12 protein-coding genes and 2 pseudogenes are annotated in these 18,147 nt (G+C 46.8%); 10 read left to right on the forward strand and 4 right to left on the reverse strand.

What is annotated here, in order from left to right:
• Window positions 1–88: 88 nt before the first annotated feature.
• Complete coding sequence (locus RDN79_RS16365; protein WP_298547822.1) at window positions 89–1,144, reverse strand: BF3164 family lipoprotein; 1,056 nt, start codon at window positions 1,142–1,144, stop codon at window positions 89–91.
• Between the two features lies 1 nt (window position 1,145).
• A complete protein-coding gene (locus RDN79_RS16370) occupies window positions 1,146–1,373 on the reverse strand; it encodes an NVEALA domain-containing protein (protein ID WP_298547819.1) in 228 nt (75 codons plus the stop codon).
• A gap of 208 nt (window positions 1,374–1,581) precedes the next feature.
• Here RDN79_RS16370 and RDN79_RS16375 point away from each other — a divergent pair, with 208 nt between their 5' ends.
• Both RDN79_RS16375 and RDN79_RS16380 read left to right on the forward strand, forming a co-directional pair.
• Window positions 1,582–2,622: a hypothetical protein gene (locus RDN79_RS16375; RefSeq protein WP_298547817.1), complete on the forward strand. Its 1,041-nt coding sequence runs from the start codon at window positions 1,582–1,584 to the stop codon at window positions 2,620–2,622.
• Between the two features lie 488 nt (window positions 2,623–3,110).
• Window positions 3,111–3,440: a hypothetical protein gene (locus tag RDN79_RS16380; RefSeq protein ID WP_298547814.1), complete on the forward strand. Its 330-nt coding sequence runs from the start codon at window positions 3,111–3,113 to the stop codon at window positions 3,438–3,440.
• Window positions 3,441–3,450: 10 nt separating this feature from the next.
• On the opposite strand, the gene RDN79_RS16385 is transcribed toward RDN79_RS16380, so the two are convergent.
• Entirely contained in the window at window positions 3,451–4,416 is a 966-nt protein-coding gene (locus RDN79_RS16385; RefSeq protein WP_298547812.1) for a tetratricopeptide repeat protein, read from the reverse strand.
• 182 nt (window positions 4,417–4,598) lie between these two features.
• Between RDN79_RS16385 and RDN79_RS16390 the strand changes: the two genes are divergently transcribed.
• The 6 genes and pseudogenes from RDN79_RS16390 to RDN79_RS16410 all read left to right on the forward strand — a co-directional run bounded on the left by RDN79_RS16390 (window position 4,599) and on the right by RDN79_RS16410 (window position 11,521).
• Window positions 4,599–4,880: an OadG family protein gene (locus RDN79_RS16390; RefSeq protein ID WP_298547809.1), complete on the forward strand. Its 282-nt coding sequence runs from the start codon at window positions 4,599–4,601 to the stop codon at window positions 4,878–4,880.
• 22 nt (window positions 4,881–4,902) lie between these two features.
• Window positions 4,903–6,432 (forward strand): annotated as a pseudogene (locus RDN79_RS16395) (oxaloacetate decarboxylase); the annotation flags it as partial.
• Between the two features lie 24 nt (window positions 6,433–6,456).
• Window positions 6,457–6,828, forward strand: a pseudogene (locus RDN79_RS19090) (acetyl-CoA carboxylase biotin carboxyl carrier protein subunit); the annotation flags it as partial.
• Window positions 6,825–8,060, forward strand: coding sequence for a sodium ion-translocating decarboxylase subunit beta (locus RDN79_RS16400; RefSeq protein WP_298547805.1), 1,236 nt, complete (start codon window positions 6,825–6,827; stop codon window positions 8,058–8,060). The pseudogene RDN79_RS19090 and the gene RDN79_RS16400, both read left to right, overlap by 4 nt.
• A 206-nt stretch (window positions 8,061–8,266) precedes the next feature.
• Window positions 8,267–10,180 carry a DUF349 domain-containing protein gene (locus RDN79_RS16405; protein ID WP_298547802.1) on the forward strand — a complete coding sequence of 638 codons (1,914 nt, stop codon included), beginning with the start codon at window positions 8,267–8,269 and terminating at the stop codon, window positions 10,178–10,180.
• A gap of 132 nt (window positions 10,181–10,312) precedes the next feature.
• Window positions 10,313–11,521 (forward strand): hypothetical protein, encoded by a 1,209-nt coding sequence (locus RDN79_RS16410; RefSeq protein ID WP_298547800.1) that lies wholly within the window; start codon window positions 10,313–10,315, stop codon window positions 11,519–11,521.
• A gap of 363 nt (window positions 11,522–11,884) precedes the next feature.
• Here the strand turns inward: RDN79_RS16410 and RDN79_RS16415 are convergent, their stop codons facing one another.
• Window positions 11,885–15,187: a DUF6383 domain-containing protein gene (locus RDN79_RS16415; RefSeq protein ID WP_298547797.1), complete on the reverse strand. Its 3,303-nt coding sequence runs from the start codon at window positions 15,185–15,187 to the stop codon at window positions 11,885–11,887.
• A gap of 823 nt (window positions 15,188–16,010) precedes the next feature.
• Between RDN79_RS16415 and rocD the strand changes: the two genes are divergently transcribed.
• Window positions 16,011–17,219 carry an ornithine--oxo-acid transaminase gene (gene rocD / locus RDN79_RS16420; RefSeq protein WP_298547795.1) on the forward strand — a complete coding sequence of 403 codons (1,209 nt, stop codon included), beginning with the start codon at window positions 16,011–16,013 and terminating at the stop codon, window positions 17,217–17,219.
• A 6-nt stretch (window positions 17,220–17,225) separates the two neighbouring features.
• Window positions 17,226–18,122 (forward strand): arginase, encoded by an 897-nt coding sequence (gene rocF, locus RDN79_RS16425; protein ID WP_298547792.1) that lies wholly within the window; start codon window positions 17,226–17,228, stop codon window positions 18,120–18,122.
• Window positions 18,123–18,147: the final 25 nt, after the last annotated feature.

Consider the following 18,147-nt stretch of genomic DNA (forward strand, 5'->3'; position numbering starts at 1 on the left):
ACGGGCGAATTGTTCTTTCTTGTTTTCCCGGCAAGCGGCTAACAAAAATAATAGGAATAATATGTAGAGCAGTTGTTTCATTTTCTTGTTATAGTTTGAATGTCACGATCGGATTATCGCTTTCCGCGCAGGTCGCAATTCCGGTGTTTGTTTTTTCGTTGATATGGATGCCTAAAATATTTTTGTCGAGCGTATATTTTCGAACCGGGTTTCCTGCCAAATCGAACACGTAAAGGAAATGGCCTCCTTTGGGAGCAGACATGCCGCGTTCGTAAAATTTGTCCCGCTCTTTCCAGGACATCCCATCGAAAACGGTATAAATATAATCGTCTGTGACTTGTATGTCCACAAACCCTTTGATGCCGGTCGGGAATCCTTCGCCTCCTTTTGCAATGAATTGGGGTTCTCCGGCAGGACCGTATATAACGTTATGAGTTTGAGTTTTCAAATTGTATATTTCAAGGGCTTCTCCCAATTGGGTCGCCATCGCGTATATCCCGTTTTTCGGGTTGTAATCGGTAAAGCTACGCCAAGCTTGTGCTAAGGCGGGATGAATATCTTGCTCATAGCTGATTTCGGTGGGAATTTTACCTATGTTTTTGATCGGTTTACCACTATGACTGACTTTGTGATAACGAAAATCACCTAAGTAGTCTGTGATCAGAAAGGCTGAATCTGTACGATAGAAATCTAAAGAGCGAACTAATGTTTTATCTAATCTTATTTCCTCTTTGCGCAAAACGGTCTTGCCCGTCGGAGAGACAGACCAGCGCGTGATCAGCATCCGGTTAGCATCCAATGTCCAGACTGAATCCAATGCAGAAAACTGGAACATCTCTGCCGAAAGCATTTCTCCGGGGGCCTCTCCACGCTTTCCGAACGGTGCGATCGGCTTCCACTCCGGATAAGTAAAAGCGTAAAAGTAATGGCTGTCATTATGTAAATCCATGATGACAGCGATACTGTCTTTTACCGCTACCCGGTAGGGATAACGGAAAAAGGCAGAATCAATAGAAATCTCCTGCGTGGCTACCATTTTCTCATCAGGAAAAGTTGTATACCGAGGGTAAAGGGAATCGGGTGAACCACTGCAGGAGATTAATGTACTTATTCCTATTAATAATATGTATAGGAAGATTCTCATGTCATTTTAAACTATAGCCACTATACATCTTATCAACTTTATCACCATGACAGTCGACATCGCCTATCCCGTAACACCTATAAGCACTACTCTCACCGGACGCCAAAGCCTCAATATTATCAAATGCCAATTGAGGCAAGCCGACAGATGATGTCGACAATGTCTTGATACAAGCAACTCCACCCAAACAAACCAAAACAATTACTACTGCTAAAACTCTTTTTTTCATAACTTTTGTTTTTGAGGCAAATGTAGGGATATATAATTCGGATGTCAATAGGTTTGTGCCACATATTTTACAATTCGCTACTACCCAGATAAATAGAATGCCATTTCCTGACTTCTTGTAGGTTTTCTGTAGGTTTTCTTCGGACTTGAATTACATATATCTGAAGAGAAAAGCCTATATAGATGCCCATTTTTTATATTTTTGCAACATGCAAGAAGAGAATAGACATACAGACAAAATCCTTTTTTTTAAAAGACTATGCATATTATTATATATGTGTATGACTTTGTTTTGTTTGATAATGGTCTGGCATGGATTCCTTTCATGCCGTAAAAAGATTTTCACTGAAGCCTCTGCTACTTTTCAAGATGCTATCAGTAAAGAAATAAACACCCGATTGGGTTCCATACCGATAAAAACCAATAGAGGGACATTATTATTATCGGACTCTATTTCCTATGAAGAAAAAGAAAGATGGTGTGACCAGGACTATCTGTCTCTGAATGATCCGAACCGGATTTTCCTGGATAGCCTTTTTCGCGCCAGACTTGCAGATTTAGGTATGGAATCACAAACAGCGGTGCGTTGTAAGCGTAAAGAGAAAACAACGATAAGTTACACCGATAGCCTTTTTATGAAAAAAGCTACCGCTTTGAAGCCTGTTATATATCGGAAGAATAAAAATATAGAAGACAATATAGAATTACAAGCATTTGTGCAAATTCCGCTTTCCTTTATTTTAAAACGGGCAGATTCCATCCTTCTCTTTTTACTCTTTTATGGTTTATTTGTCGGAATTTTATACGGCAGTTATAAATGGGGAATAAAAAAACTAAACGCGGTATTGCTTGAAAAGAAAGTTGTAGAAACAAAAATTGTAGAGAAGCCGGTTGTCGCTTTTGTCCGTTCTTTTTCCAAAGAAGGGACCTTACCTTTCGGATTACGGTTCGACAAGAAAAGCGGCATCTTGAAATACAAAAACCTATATGTGACTTTAAGCGGGCAAGGCCTGAAGCTGTTTACTCATCTGATTAATTCTCAACAATCAGTGATAGCGCCTCAAATTATCTATTCACAAATCCTCGGAAATGCCTTAAAAAAGGAAAAGATCGGTAAAGCGGAACGCGATGCGGTTTCTGCCGCTATTGTGCGCTTGCGGGAAAGCTTGGCCCCCATGCCCTTTATTCAAATCAAATCCCATCGGGGAACCGGCTATCAGCTTATAATAAGCAATCCTGAAGAGGTCTAAGAAACACAGAACACCAGACTTCGAAAGACGTTAAAACGCACAATAACCCCCTTCAAAAGGCATATATTTGTATTTTTCTGTTATTCAGCATCTTGCAGAAATACAAGTTTCTTAAAAAATATTACCCCTGCGTGTAATTTGAAAAATATGGGGTAGAAATCCTAATTTCATGTGCTACAGTTTCGATTCAGACTAACGGGTATTTTGAAAAACCGTACAATAAGCCAGAGATGACAATAAGTTTTATTTTTAAGAGATACCGGCCTGACGCTGAACCGGTAAAAATATCGGAGAAAGCCTGGGGATATTGTAAAAAACGCCCATAGAAACAAGAAAAAAGCTGTCAAAACCACCTTTCCAAAAGGTTTCTCCAGCAGCGGCAACAGACATTTCCGGAGGTATTTTCCGCGAGGTGCGCAGAAAATTCCCATGACGACCGTCTTCATGGCTCTGAAGTGTGCAGTTCACCCTGCATGAAGACGGTCGTCATGGCAACGAAGACGGTCGCCAGCGCGATGAAGACGGTCGTCACGGGAAAGGGCTGCCGGCCTCCCTGCGACCGGGCTCTTTATACGTTCCATATTCCTGCACCATCCCCAAGCAGGATCCGGATATTCGACTCTCCGGAAGTTAAGGTTTACCGGATTGTCAAGGAAAACAAGATCCGGATTGACAAAAACACATGTACCGGAGACGAACCGCGCAGACGTGCTGCCTGCACGTCACAAAATGTTCCGGCCCGCTTACAAAAAGACAACCCGAAAAGGTTCGGTTTTCGGGTTGAAATAGAAAAAACAGGGGGTTATTGTAAAATCTGAATCATCCTTCTCAGAAGATCCCGCCCTTGTACATATCGTTGAAATTCGTATGCTGCCCTTCCAGCTTCCGGGCTTCGTCGCCTTCGGGGTTCAGTTCGATGGACTTTTTCAGATCTTCGAAGGCGCCTTCCTTGTCTCCTTTCAGGTTCTTGGCACGGCCCCGTTCGGCGTATGCTTTGCCGAAATCGGGTTTCAGGTCGATCGCTTCGTCGAAGAAAGTAATGGCTTCATCCAGACGTTCCTGCGTGATCAGGAGCTGGCCGACGAGCAACGTCGCCTCGTCATTGAACGGATTCAACTCCAACACATTCTGGTAATCGGCCGCAGCAGCGTCGATATTGCCCATCGCTTCATGGATACGGCCGCGCAGCAAGTAGGAAGTTTCTTCTTCCGGAGCCAGCGTGATGGCCTTTTCCACATCGGGAAGCGCTTCGGTTGCCTGCTGCATCGACAACAATATCCGGGCACGCATCAGATAGGCATCCGTGAAATCTTCTTTCAAGGCGATCGCTTTCGTCAGGTCGGCAATCGCCCCTAAGGGGTCGGAAGTCGTCCGCTTCGCCTTCCCCATCAGGAACCAGGCCAAATGGTTCGTCTCTTCCAGTTCGAGAATATGCCGGCAATCGGCAATCACGTCCGCATCCTTGTCCAGCATGAAAAGCACGTTCACACGCGTCAGAAGCGTATTGATATGGTCCGGCTCAAGCTCCACCATGCGGTTCAGCACTTCGAGCGCTTCATCCGCCTTATTCGCCGTCGTATAGGCAGCGACCAGATAAGTCATCGTCTCGAAATCCTCCTGCAACTTCAACGCTCCGGTAAAACACTTGATGGCATACGCCACCTGGCCTATCTTCTGGGCGCGGACACCGTCGTATTTCAGAATATCGAAATTTTTCTGATCGTTCTTGCTTTTCTCTTCTTCGGGCGTTGTCGCCTTAGAAGAAGAAAATAATGATTTAAAGAAGTTTCCCATGATTTAATTACAAATTGTTTTCAGGGAGGCAAAGATACGAAAAGTCCGAACCTTTTTCATATTTTTTATGAAGAATCTATAAGTGAATTTCAGACAATTTCATAATTTTGTAGCTGAATTTTTAACTTGGGAAGGATTGTGCCAGCCACACCAAACGCACGCTTTCCCGTCAATTAATGAGTATGGAAAACATAGAAACTGGACTTTTGCTAATGATCGTGGGAATGACCACTGTCTTCGCTATCCTGCTGATCGTTATCAATCTTGGGAAGGGCCTGATCGTACTGGTAAACAAATATGCGCCCGAAGAGATTATTGTAAAAAAACAAGTGACACCACAAAGGCAAGCGGCGGCATCCGTACCGGCTGCCGGCATTACGAACCAGACTACCGCCGCCATCATATCGGCGGTCAGTGTCGTGACGGGGGGAAAAGGGAAAGTCGTCAAGATCGAGAAGTTGTAAGAGTAATTATATATAATTTATCATGAAAAGAGAAATCAAATTTAGTTTGGTCTTCCGTGACATGTGGCAATCTGCCGGAAAATATGTCCCCACCGTAGACCAACTAACACGGGTGGCACCGGCCATTATCGAGATGGGATGTTTCGCCCGCGTAGAGACCAATGGCGGAGGATTCGAACAAGTAAACTTATTATTCGGTGAAAACCCAAACAGAGCCGTACGCGAATGGACGAAACCGTTCCATGAGGCCGGCATACAAACCCATATGCTGGACCGCGCACTGAACGGCCTGCGCATGAGTCCCGTACCTGACGACGTTCGCCAGTTGTTCTACCAGGTAAAAAAAGCACAGGGAACAGATATCGCCCGTACGTTCTGCGGATTGAACGACGTACGCAACATCGCCCCTTCCATCCGGTATGCGAAAGCGGCAGGGATGATCTCGCAATGTTCGTTGTGCATCACCCACTCGCCCATCCATACGGTCGAATATTACACCAAGATGGCAATGGAACTGATCGAACTGGGAGCGGATGAAATCTGCATCAAGGACATGGCCGGCATAGGCCGTCCGCATTCATTAGGACAGATCGTGGCCAACATCAAGGCAAAACATCCGGAAATCCCGGTCCAGTATCACAGCCATGCCGGCCCCGGATTCAACGTGGCTTCGATCCTGGAAGTATGCAACGCCGGTTGCGATTACATCGATGTCGGCATGGAACCGCTTTCATGGGGTACAGGCCATGCGGACCTGCTGACCGTACAGGCGATGTTGAAGGATGCCGGCTACAAAGTGCCGGAAATCAACATGGAGGCTTATATGAAAGTCCGCAGCCTGATCCAGGAATTCATGGATGACTTCCTCGGTTTGTATATCAGTCCGAAGAACCGCCTGATGAACTCGTTGCTGATCGGTCCGGGACTGCCGGGCGGCATGATGGGAAGCCTGATGTCAGACCTCGAAAAGAACCTGGAGACAATCAACAAGAACAATATCAAGAACAACAAGCCGCTCATGAGCCAGGACCAGCTGCTGATCAAGCTGTTCGACGAAGTGGCTTATGTATGGCCGCGTGTCGGCTACCCCCCATTGGTGACCCCGTTCAGCCAGTATGTCAAGAACCTGGCGCTCATGAACGTGATGCAGATGGAAAAGGGGAAAGCCCGCTGGAGCATGATCGCCGACGATATCTGGGACATGATCTTGGGCAAGGCCGGACGCCTGCCGGGCCCGTTGGCGCCGGAAATCATCGAGAAGGCGAAAGCCGAAGGCCGTGAGTTTTTCGAAGGGAATCCGCAGGACAACTACCCGGACGCGCTCGACAAGTATCGCAAGCTGATGAACGAAAAACAATGGGAAACGGGCGAAGACGACGAAGAACTGTTCGAATATGCGATGCATCCGGCACAGTATGAAGCCTACCGTTCAGGAAAAGCCAAAGTGGAATTCAAAGCCGACGTAGCCAAGAAAAGAGCGGAAAAACAGACTGCAGCCCAACCTGCCGCCACTACGCCCGCATCCGCGGCAGCCGCCCCTGCCAACGTGACCATGGCCCTGCCGACAACACCCCAGGTCATGACCGTCGATGTGAACGGACAGGCCTACAAAGTGACCGTTGCCTTCGGAGACACAGCAAACACGGCCGCCCCTGCGGAAACAGCATCCGCTCCTGCCGCAACATCTGCACCCGCAGCTGCTCCGGCCGGTGCCGGCAAAGAAGTGCTCTCGCCGCTGGAAGGTAAATTCTTCCTGGTGAAAGGCGCTTCGGACACGCCTGTAAAAGTGGGAGATGTCGTAAAGGAAGGAGATGTGCTCTGCTACGTGGAAGCCATGAAAACGTACAACGCCGTACGTGCCGAATTTGGCGGAACCGTTACCGCTATCTGTGCGGCTGCCGGTGACGCCGTTTCTGAAGATGACGTATTAATGACGATACAGGAATGAACGAGATATTTCAAAATCTGTATGAGATGACTGCGTTCAGCAATATCATAGCTGAACCGCAGTTCCTGATCATGTATGCCATAGCGTTCATACTGCTTTATTTAGGTATAAAAAAGCAGTATGAGCCATTGCTGCTCGTTCCGATCGCGTTCGGCGTGCTGCTTGCGAACTTTCCCGGAGGCGACATGGGCGTGATACAGGCTGACGAAAACGGCCTGATCAACGTGCACGGAGTGATGAAGAACATCTGGGAAATGCCGCTTCATGACATTGCACACGAGTTGGGGCTGATGAACTTCATCTATTACATGCTGATCAAGACCGGGTTCCTCCCTCCTATCATCTTTATGGGTGTGGGAGCACTGACGGATTTCGGGCCGATGCTGCGTAACCTGCGGCTGTCTATCTTCGGAGCGGCTGCCCAGTTAGGTATTTTCACCGTCTTGCTGGTAGCCATCCTGATGGGATTCACCCCGAAAGAAGCCGCTGCTTTAGGCATTATCGGAGGAGCGGACGGACCGACTGCCATCTTCACGACCATCAAACTGGCTCCTCACCTGTTAGGCCCGATCGCCATTGCGGCTTATTCCTACATGGCGTTGGTTCCGGTTATCATCCCACTGGTAGTCAAGCTTTTCTGTTCAAAGAAAGAACTCTGTATCAATATGAAAGAGCAGGAAAAGAAATACCCGTCGACGACAGAGATCAAGAACCTGCGCGTTCTGAAGATCATCTTCCCGATTGTGGTGACGACGGTCGTGGCCCTGTTCGTTCCGAGCGCAGTTCCTTTGATCGGTATGCTGATGTTCGGTAACCTGGTAAAGGAGATCGGGACCAATACATTCCGCCTCTTCGATGCCGCATCCAACAGCATTATGAATGCAGCGACCATCTTTTTAGGGTTATCGGTCGGTGCAACCATGACAGCCGAAGCATTCCTGAACTTCACGACAATCGGTATCGTAATCGGGGGCTTCCTCGCGTTCGCCCTTTCCATTGCGGGAGGTATCTTCTTCGTCAAACTGTTCAACCTTTTTACGAAGAAGAAGATCAACCCGCTGATCGGGGCGACCGGACTGAGCGCCGTACCGATGGCATCACGTGTCGCGAATGAAATAGCATTGAAATACGATCCCAAGAACCATGTACTTCAATATTGCATGGCCAGCAACATCTCCGGCGTCATCGGTTCAGCCGTAGCCGCCGGCGTACTGATCTCGTTCTTAGGATAATTTCAAACACGGATTATATTTGAGGCACGGATTTCACGGAAAACACGGACAAATTTATTTTCTTTCCGTGTTTTCCGTGTAATCTGTGCCTAATTTAACATCTACCTGCAAATTATTTGCTCCCAAATGCTGTAATCCCAAAATATTTACTTTAATTTGTGACTTGATATAGGATACATTTATCCTTTTCCTAAATGCGATTGAATATGAAGGACACTCACGAAACTAATTTGCCGACTGAAGAAAACGGCAAATTGGAAGAAACTAAGGCTCCGGAAACAACACCGGAAAACACGGCGGAGGAAGTTGTAACAAACGAAACACCGGACGCCGGAGTTGCAGCAGAAGAAACATCTGAAGCAGCAGTCAAAACGGACGAAGCTGCGGCAGGTGAAGAGACTGTTGCGGCTGCGGGAAAATTGTCGAAAGAAGAAATTCTGGAGAAACTGAACGGTCTGGTGGAAGCGGCAGCAGACGCGACGCGCAACGAGGTGGAAGCACTCAAACAGGCTTATTACAAAATCCACCGGAGCGAAGTGGACGAATTGAAGAAAGCATTCCTTACGGCCGGTGGTGAAGAAAAGGATTTTGTCGCCCCCGAAGACGAAGCCGAAAGCAGGATCAAAGAACTGCTCAACGTCTACAAAGAAAAACGGGCTGCCATCCTTGCCGAGGAAGAACGGGTTAAAGCGGCCAATTATGCCTTGAAACTCCAACTCATCGACCAGCTGAAAGCATTGACCGAAAGCCAGGAAGATTTCAATAAACTATATAACGACTTCAAGGACATCCAGCAGAGATGGAAAGAAGTGAAAGCCGTTCCGCAGGAGCACGTCAACGAACTGTGGAAGAACTATCAGATATACAGTGAGAAGTTCTACGACATCATCAAGATAAACAACCAGTTCCGCGATTACGACTTCAAGAAGAACCTGGAAATGAAAACGGCTCTTTGCGAAACCGTCGAGAAACTGCAAACGGAACCGGATGTCGTATCCGCTTTCCATCAGCTTCAGAAGCTGCACCAGCAATGGCGCGAAATCGGTCCGGTAGCGAAAGAACTGCGCGAAGACCTCTGGTCCCGCTTCAAAGCCGCTTCCACGATCATCAACAAACGCCATCAGGAGCATTTCGAAGGGCTGAAAGCGAAGGAACAGGAAAACCTGGAGGCCAAGACAGCCATCTGCGAACAGATAGAAAACATCGATTTCCCGGCTTTGAAATCATTCAAAGATTGGGAAGAAAAGAATAGGGAAGTAATTGCCTTGCAGGACAAATGGAAAACAATCGGCTTCGCCCCGAAGAAATCGAACGTGAAGATATTCGAACGTTTCCGCGCTGCCTGCGACGTTTATTTCAACCGCAAAAGCGAATTCTACAAGAATATAAAGGACGAGATGGAAAAGAATCTCGAACTGAAAAAAGCCTTGTGTGAAAAAGCCGAAGCACTGAAAGACAGCACGGACTGGAAGAGCACGACCGAAAAGATGATCGCCTTGCAAAAAGAATGGAAGACGATCGGCTCGGTAGCCCGCAAACATTCTGATGCGATCTGGAAACGTTTCATCTCGGCTTGCGACTATTTCTTCGAACAAAAGAACAAGAATGTATCTTCTCAAAGGAGCGTGGAGCAAACGAACCTGGCGGCTAAAAAAGCTTTGGTGGAAAAGATCAACGCAATCGACGAAGCCGACCATGACGAGGCACTCGCTGCCCTGAAAGGATATATGGCAGAATGGAACACGATCGGCCATGTCCCTTTCAAAGAGAAAGATAAGATTTATAAGGAATATCACGAAGCAGTCGACAAACAGTTCGACCGTCTCAAAGTCGATCAGAACGACCGCAAGATGCAGACTTTCCGCAGTAACCTCAACGACATGAGCAACGGCGAACGGGGGAAAGGCAAACTCTACGGCGAACGGGAAAAACTGATGCGCATGTACGAACGGATGAAGAACGAACTTCAAACCTACGAAAACAACATCGGGTTCCTGAGCATCTCCTCCAAAGGCGGCGGCGGTTTGCTCAAAGAGATGGAACGCAAGATCGACAAACTAAAAGACGAAATGGCACTCATCATTAAAAAGATCGACGCCATCGACGAGAACCTCGAATAAAACGGCAATATTCCATAAACCGATATAAATTATCAGGCACGGATTACACGGATTTACACGGGAAGAAAATAATTAATCCGTGTGGTCCGTGTAATTTGTGCCTAATTTATATACCTATTATATACATATAGCATGAAACCTAAAATACATTTCTTTAACCCGGGACACGAAACCGCCATACTACAAGGCTCTGAAAATTACACTCCGCCCGCAAACGTGCAAAGGATGATCAGGGAGTTATCCTATCTTCCGGTCTGGTACGCGGACCCGGAGGATCTTGTCTTTACGGAAGAGATCGCTTCACCGCGTTTCTTCTCCCTACAGCCTAAGGAGTTCAGGCCGTTTGCCAAGCTGATCTCACGCAAGGAGATCGAAAAGCAGCAGAGCGGTCTGCCCGAAATGCAAGCTGCTCCCTGGGGACTTTCTCCGCATAGCCATTCCTTTTTTGAAAAGCTTCGGAAAAGCGGCAACCTGAACCTTACGATCCCGGAATGGAAAGAAGAATATGTCCGGTTGACAAATCGTCAGGCAGCAGCCGAATGTCTGGACAAAATACGGGAACTCCTGCCTGATATGGATGTGCCGGTATCGCCTAAATTCTGCAAAAAAATGAGGGAAGTGGAAAAATACCTGATCCTCCAGAATGCGCCTTTCGTGCTGAAGACGCCCTATTCGTCTTCCGGCAGGGGCCTGCTTTGGTTGCCGGAACGCAAATTGACTGCCAAAGACCGCGTCTGGATCGAAGGGGCGCTGAACAAACAGGGGTGTGTCAGCATTGAATGTGCGCTGAACAAATACCAGGATTTCGCGATGGAGTTTTATTCGGACGGGAACGGGAACGTACGCTATGAAGGGCTTTCCGTATTCGGAGCTGAAAAGAAAGGGGCTTATTCCGGAAATGCATTGGGCGAACAGACATATCTGGAAAGTTTCTTTGTTGAAAACTTCGGAGACAAATTCCAGCAACTGAAAGAAGCTGTGGGAGAGGCAATCCGGCAGATATATGGAAACATCTATACCGGTTACTTAGGGGTGGACATGTTGGTCTATCGCAGAAAAGCAGACGGCGAATTCGCCATACACCCCTGCATAGAAGTGAACATGCGCTACACAATGGGGATGGTAGCCTTGCGCATCAGCCAAAAGTACCTGGCGCCTAACGCCCGGGGCGATATGCGCATCACCTACACAAGCAAACCCGGCGAAGCCTACGAGCAACATTGTTTCATGAAAAAGGCCTATCCGATTGAAATGAAAGACGGGAAAATAAGAGAAGGATATATTTCTCTCTGCCCGGTCACAAAAGAGACCAAGTACAGAGCCTATATGCTGATTTTCTGATTCCGATATTTGTAAAGTCGATAAATCTGCAGATTCAGCTTTTGGCAGATTAGCCAAACACCGGTGATTCTATTAAAAAAACATCCATGCCGGGCGAACCAACGAAGCCCCGAAGATGTCGATCACCTTCGGGGCTTGTTTTCTGTATGCTTTCGTCCTTCACAGGGCTACCGGCTACATTGAACTTTTCAATTCAATATACTTTAGTATTATTAATATTAAATCCGGCCGCCTGTTCGCCTGTCGCAGGGTAATTGCCGTTTTCACGGCACGCGGCCAAACATTTTAGAATTATTTGATTATAAATATCTTCCTTTTGCCGGGGGGATGAATCCCCCGGCAAGGGATTGTTTTTTGTTTCTATTATTTTATAATTGCCTTAACAGCTTCTTCACCTTCAACGGCTACCACTACCACACCCTGGGGAGCAGCAATTACAGCGTTGTCAGATGCGATTACTGTATTAGCTACTACCTGGCCGAGGATGTTGCTGATAACAACCTTCTTGCCGGCAGCGTTAGCGATGGTTACCTGACCTTCGCCTGCGATAACGGCGATTTCAGATGTGGCGATCGCTTCGTTGTCTGTTGCGATATCCTCTTTCGAACCCTTTTCGATATTGAAGATCAATGCATCGTCCGAACCGGTGAACTGGTCGAAAGTTGATTCGGCGCCTGCAGTACCAGAAAGAGCGATACAGCCATTCTGCATTTTTAACCACTGGCCGCTAACAGGAGCAATGTCTTTATCCGTGGCGGCTTTCTGGGATTCCATCAAGAATGCGCGGTCATCTTCTTCTTCATTCGCTGCATTTTCAGGATCTACGAAACGCATAGACCATGTTACAAGCTGATGTTTGTCTTCGCCTGCGATCAGGTCAACCAGATATTTGGAAGCATACTTATTGTCTTTGATTGCTTTGTGGATCGCAGCTGTGTCCAGAGTGGCAGCAGTTACATCTGCAAACTGGCCTGTCAGGATATACAAGCTATCCCCGATATGGGCAGCCTTCACGAAACCTGCACGGGTGTAACCCTTCCAAGCATAATTGCCTTTGTCTGCTGTTGCATTTGTAACAGAGTCAGCAAAGTTTACCAGATATTTACCAAACGCGAAACCACGTGTTGCAGGTGTTGCGTGAACACAATGATCGGCATCTGTCTCTTTACCGTTGGCATCTACGTGTTTATGGTTCGTGGCATCGCAAGGTACACCTGCTACATCTTGAGCATCCTGACGATCGATAGAGATCAGGTACTGCGGTTTGATCTTGCCGTTGAAACGGTTTACGAATGCAGTATCGACAATGAATGATTTACCATCTTTTGTGAAGTCCGGAGTATAGATACCTAAGAAATCAATGCCTTTAACCTTGAAGTTATCATTATTTTCAACCTGCAGGTATTCATTACGATATTTTTCTTTGAAACGCAATGTATCGGCTGCATCACCAACATTGCCTTCCAGTTTTTCAGAATCGAAGCGACGATACAAAGGAGCATCGTATTTGCCGATCAGGAATGCAGAAGTTCTTGTTTCAGATGATACCTGGTTCTTCAATGTTGCAGACAAATCATCGTCGGTTACACCGGCTTTAGAATAGCCCAGATATGTAAATTCATCTACTGTTCCTGAATTCTCAACATACTCACTCAACCGGATCATTGCATGATAGCAATTATCGTCACCAGTTAAGTCATTATTTTCTTTGAAGAAGAATGTAGAAGGATACATATTTGCAGAAATTGCATATTTAGATTCGTCGTTTATACCTAAATAAGCATCATTCTTAGCTGGGACATATACCTTGTAAGCCTGTCTTCTCAACTGTTTCAAACCAGCGATACGACTTCCTGCTTTAGTTACATCGTAACCATAATCAGCGATAGCGCCATCTGCTTCAAGCGCAAATACGGCTTTCCCATCCAACACTGTAGCCAAAGAGTCTTTTGCCGATTTAGCAATAAACTTATCCTTTGTATAAGCATGCAGGTAATTGAATGTGTAGCGATTTACCAACAGGTCATTGGCGTCGATATTCTTATACCCCAGCAAAGTATCGCTCAAGGCTGTTGCAGGAACAGCATCGAAAGCCAAAGAATCTGAAGTTGTGAACGGTCTGCTATAAACGGAAACATACATAAATTCTGCACCAGCTTTTTTTCTCAACTGGATAGTTGCATAATCATTATCAACAACAACATATTTTGATCCATCCCAATCAGTTGTCTTTGCAAACTCACGGTTTGTCAATGTGATTGTAGATGTTTTAGCTGCTTTATCAGAAGTTTTGTCTTTTAAGGCAACCCACTGGTATGCTGGCATGTGAGCAGGATCTTGTTCGTCCGGGTTTACGGTTACCCAAGTAGGATATCCGCTATATTCGTCATATGCATTATAAACCGGGACAGCCAAATACTGACCTTTCTTATTCTTGATGAAATATACGCCATCCTCAACAGAAGTCAGAGTTTCATCTGCTTCAGGAGAAGATACGGCAAACAGCAAGTTTTCTGTTTTTGGAGTTGAATAAAGAGTCAGCACTTCTGTGCTCGGAGTTAATTTAATTGCAGAAACAGTCAGATAAGTCTTAATTGTTGTATTACTCTGGCCTGTCTGCCATTTAGAACCGGTTGCATCAGCAGCACCTTCTTCTTTCAATGCGCCTACAGGTACAGATACGATTACGCTATCTTTGAACAAATTGCGTTGAATGAAGAAATCAAAAGCAGCCGGGCTTGCCAGTTTAGAATAATCTCCAGCAGTTTTCGTGTTCGCAAACTTATACCATGTGTTCAGGTTCGTTCCTGTTCCAACATGGAACGCTGTATCGACATAGGCATATCTATTATCCAACGTGCCATCAGCTTTCAAATTTCTCAAATAAACAGCATTAGTAGTAGCAGATGATTCTGCATGGAACTTTCTTCCGGTCAATTGATCTGCTCCTACTAAACCGGTTTTGTTGGTGCTCAGTGTAAAGTACTTGTCGGTTATACCTAATACGTTCAGATCGGCCGGAGTCATATAAATACTACCCGGTTCAACAGCTTGAAGTGCCAATTGAGTGCCACTTGTCAAAGTAACAGTTGCTGTACTATTTGCATATTTATATGCATACAGATAGCCACCTGTTGCAACTGCAATTGACATCGTAGAGTCAGCACGGAAAGCACTTGTCAGTTTAACAACGTCATCTAATTCTGCAGTGGCATTCGGAGCCGACACCCATGTCCATTCTGTGTCATTGGATGCAGCTTCCAAAGAATAGGCATTATCATCCGCTGCTGTCGGTGCAGGAACATTGCCACTTGCATCTGCAGCAATGGCATACTTAGGATCAAAAGACAAAGTCATGCCATTTTCTTTGTTAACTAAAACAAAGCGGTTGGAACCGGCAACTGTTGTTACTTTGATTGTCCATAATTGGGTATTAACCCCCGTAGCACTTGCAGTAACTTGTTTAGCATAAGCTGTACCAGTAGTTGTTTCAGTTGCAATGACATTGCCGATGTTCCCAGTGGAAAATCGGCTTGTCGTCAGCATATAATTGCGAGCTGGAGTAGAAGTAAGTTCTGTCGCAACAGTTCCTCCAATCTGTGCATTTGCTGACAATCCACCTGCTACCAGTGCGGCAGCCAAAAGAGTAGAAAATCTCTTGTTCATAATCATTAAAAATTAATTGTTAATAAAATAGTGTTTGAAAATCCAACAACTAATTTCACGAAGGGGAAAACAACTCCCCGCGAATGATTATGAACGGGCATAAAAAAAACGCGGGCTAATTGTCTATTATTAATCCTAAGGCTCTGCAAAGCCCGCCTAACAATAATAGAACAATAGCTCGCGCTTTATACGATATAACAATCCTCCCATAAAAATGGTAGATAAATTTATACGTAACCAGCGCAAGCATTTACTGTCCATTATTCCGTCAGGCTTAAAATTTTGCAGATTTTAGGATTGGAATAATCTTCGTAAAATGCTTACAATATGTAATCGATCCCGCATTCTGTGAGCCGCTGCCCACTACGGAATCGTTGCAAAGGTAAATAGGTTTTCCGAATCGGCAAGAAAAAATACCTGTAATTTTCCAAAATATGTGGGTTACAGGACAAAACAATACCATTTGGACAACATATTCCCCTGGTTTATGGATAAAATACAAGTAAGTGAAACACTTTGGATGAAGTAAAAAAACGGATCTCAAGCTGTGCATTGATTGGCACTGATAACCAGCCAATTCCAGTTTCCTCCTAAAGGAAACCGGAATTTCCCCAGCAGGGAACTGAAATTCCCTCGGCAGGAAACGATAATTTCCTCGGTAGGAAACGAGAGTTACCTATGCAGGAAACGACAGAAAGGAATGGTACTAACGTATGTTTCTTAACATACTCTTTTGCATGACATAATGTAAGCTTTATTCCGTACCTTTGGAACAAGGACGTAAGAAACGCTTACAGTCTGCTAATTTTAAATCTGAAAGAAGATGAGACCGGAAGATTACATCACCCGTGAGGGGAAGTATGGTGCGCACAACTACCATCCCCTGCCTGTCGTTCTCCGGAAAGGAGAAGGAGTTTATGTTTGGGACGTGGAAGGAAAACGGTATTTTGATTTCCTGTCCGGCTATTCCGCCCTGAGCCAGGGGCATTGTCATCCGAAGATCATTAAGGCGCTTACCGACCAAGCACAGCAGTTGACACTGGTGTCGCGTGCTTTCCATGCCGATATCTTGGGAGAGTATATGGAGTTTGCCTGCAAGTTCTTCGGGTATGACAAACTGTTGCCGATGAACACCGGGGCCGAGGCGGTCGAAACGGCTCTCAAACTGGCAAGGCGTTGGGGATACCGGGTGAAGGGGATCGCTCCTGAGCATGCGAAGATCGTCGTTTGCAGCGAGAACTTCCACGGACGGACGATCACGATCATCTCCATGAGCACGGATCCCGGTTCGTATGCGGACTTCGGGCCTTATACGCCCGGTTTTATCAAAGTGCAATATAATAATGTAGGCGGATTGGAAGAGGCGTTGAACGATCCGGACGTTGTCGGTTTCCTGCTGGAACCGATACAGGGGGAAGCCGGCGTGGTCGTCCCCGACGAAGGGTATCTGCGGAAGTGCCATGACCTTTGCCGGCAACACAATGTCCTCTTTATCGCCGACGAGATCCAGACGGGTATCGGGCGCACCGGCAAACTGCTTGCCTGCGATTACGAGAATGTCCATCCTGACATTCTGATTTTGGGGAAGGCCTTGTCCGGCGGTGTCACGCCTGTCTCGGCAGTATTGGCGGATGATGAGATCATGTTGACGATCGCGCCGGGCGAACATGGTTCCACCTATGGCGGTAACCCGTTGGCTGCCCGCGTGGCGATAGCTGCCCTTGAGGTGGTGCGCGACGAGCATCTTTCGGAGAATGCTTTCGAGATGGGTGTCCTCTTCCGCAGCGAAATGGAGAAGATCGACAATCCGATGATCCGCCAGGTGCGGGGAAAAGGACTTCTGAATGCTGTTGTCACCGTGCCGCGGGATGGGAAAGTGGCCTGGGACATCTGTCTGGCGCTGAAAGAGAACGGATTGATCGCCAAGCCGACGCATGACCATATCATCCGTTTCACTCCTCCGTTGGTTATCGACCGGGATCAGATGATGGAGGCCGTCGGCATTATTAAAGATACATTCGCTCAATTTTGATTGCCTATGAAGATAAATGTGATAGGAGTCCCACTCAACTTAGGGTGCGACCGCGAAGGGGTGGAACGCGCCCCGAACCACCTGCGTGAACGGGGCCTGATGAAGATTATCCGTAAAAACGGACATCGGGCCTTCGACCTGGGCAATCTGTATGTTCCTCCGGTTTCGGAGGCGGATAAGTTTGCCCGCGGGCGGAGTCTGAAATATTTAGATGCGATTGTCGAGGTCAATAATAACCTGGCCGAGCTGGTCTACGACACGTTGCGCGGAGGGGCTTTCCCGCTGGTGATCGGCGGAGACCATTCGTTAGGGCTGGGCAGTGCGTCAGGAGTGGGAAAGTGCTTTGACGATTTCGGCATCATCTGGCTGGATGCGCATGGCGACATCAATACGAGCGAGACTTCTCCCAGCGGCAATATTCATGGGATGCCGCTTAGCGCCCTGATGGGGATGGGGAGCGAGGAATTAGTCAATATCTATGCGCCCGGCAACAAGGTGAATCCGCAGAATGTCTTCCTGGTCGGAACCCGGAGCCTGGATGAAGGGGAACAGGCTTTGATCGAGCGTGAGCAGTTGAGTGTTTATACGATGGACATGATCCACCAGAAGGGCATCGGCTTTGTTGCCGAAGATATCAAACGGAAGCTGAAGGAACGGAAGATACGGAATGTCCATTTCAGCATAGACGTGGACAGCATCGATCCCCGCTTTGCTCCCGGTACGGGAACACGCGTGTGCGAAGGACTGATGCCGGACGAGTTCAAGGATTTCGTCGAACATATACTTTCCACCAATCTGATCAAGTCGATGGACCTGGTCGAACTGAATCCCGAACTGGATGTGAACGACCGGACCACCCATCTGTGCCTGGACATTATCGATTATATAACGGCCCGCTTGTAAGCGGACTCTATTGGTACTTCAAGAG

Source organism: uncultured Parabacteroides sp., assembly GCF_902493135.1.
Taxonomy (GTDB): domain Bacteria; phylum Bacteroidota; class Bacteroidia; order Bacteroidales; family Tannerellaceae; genus Parabacteroides.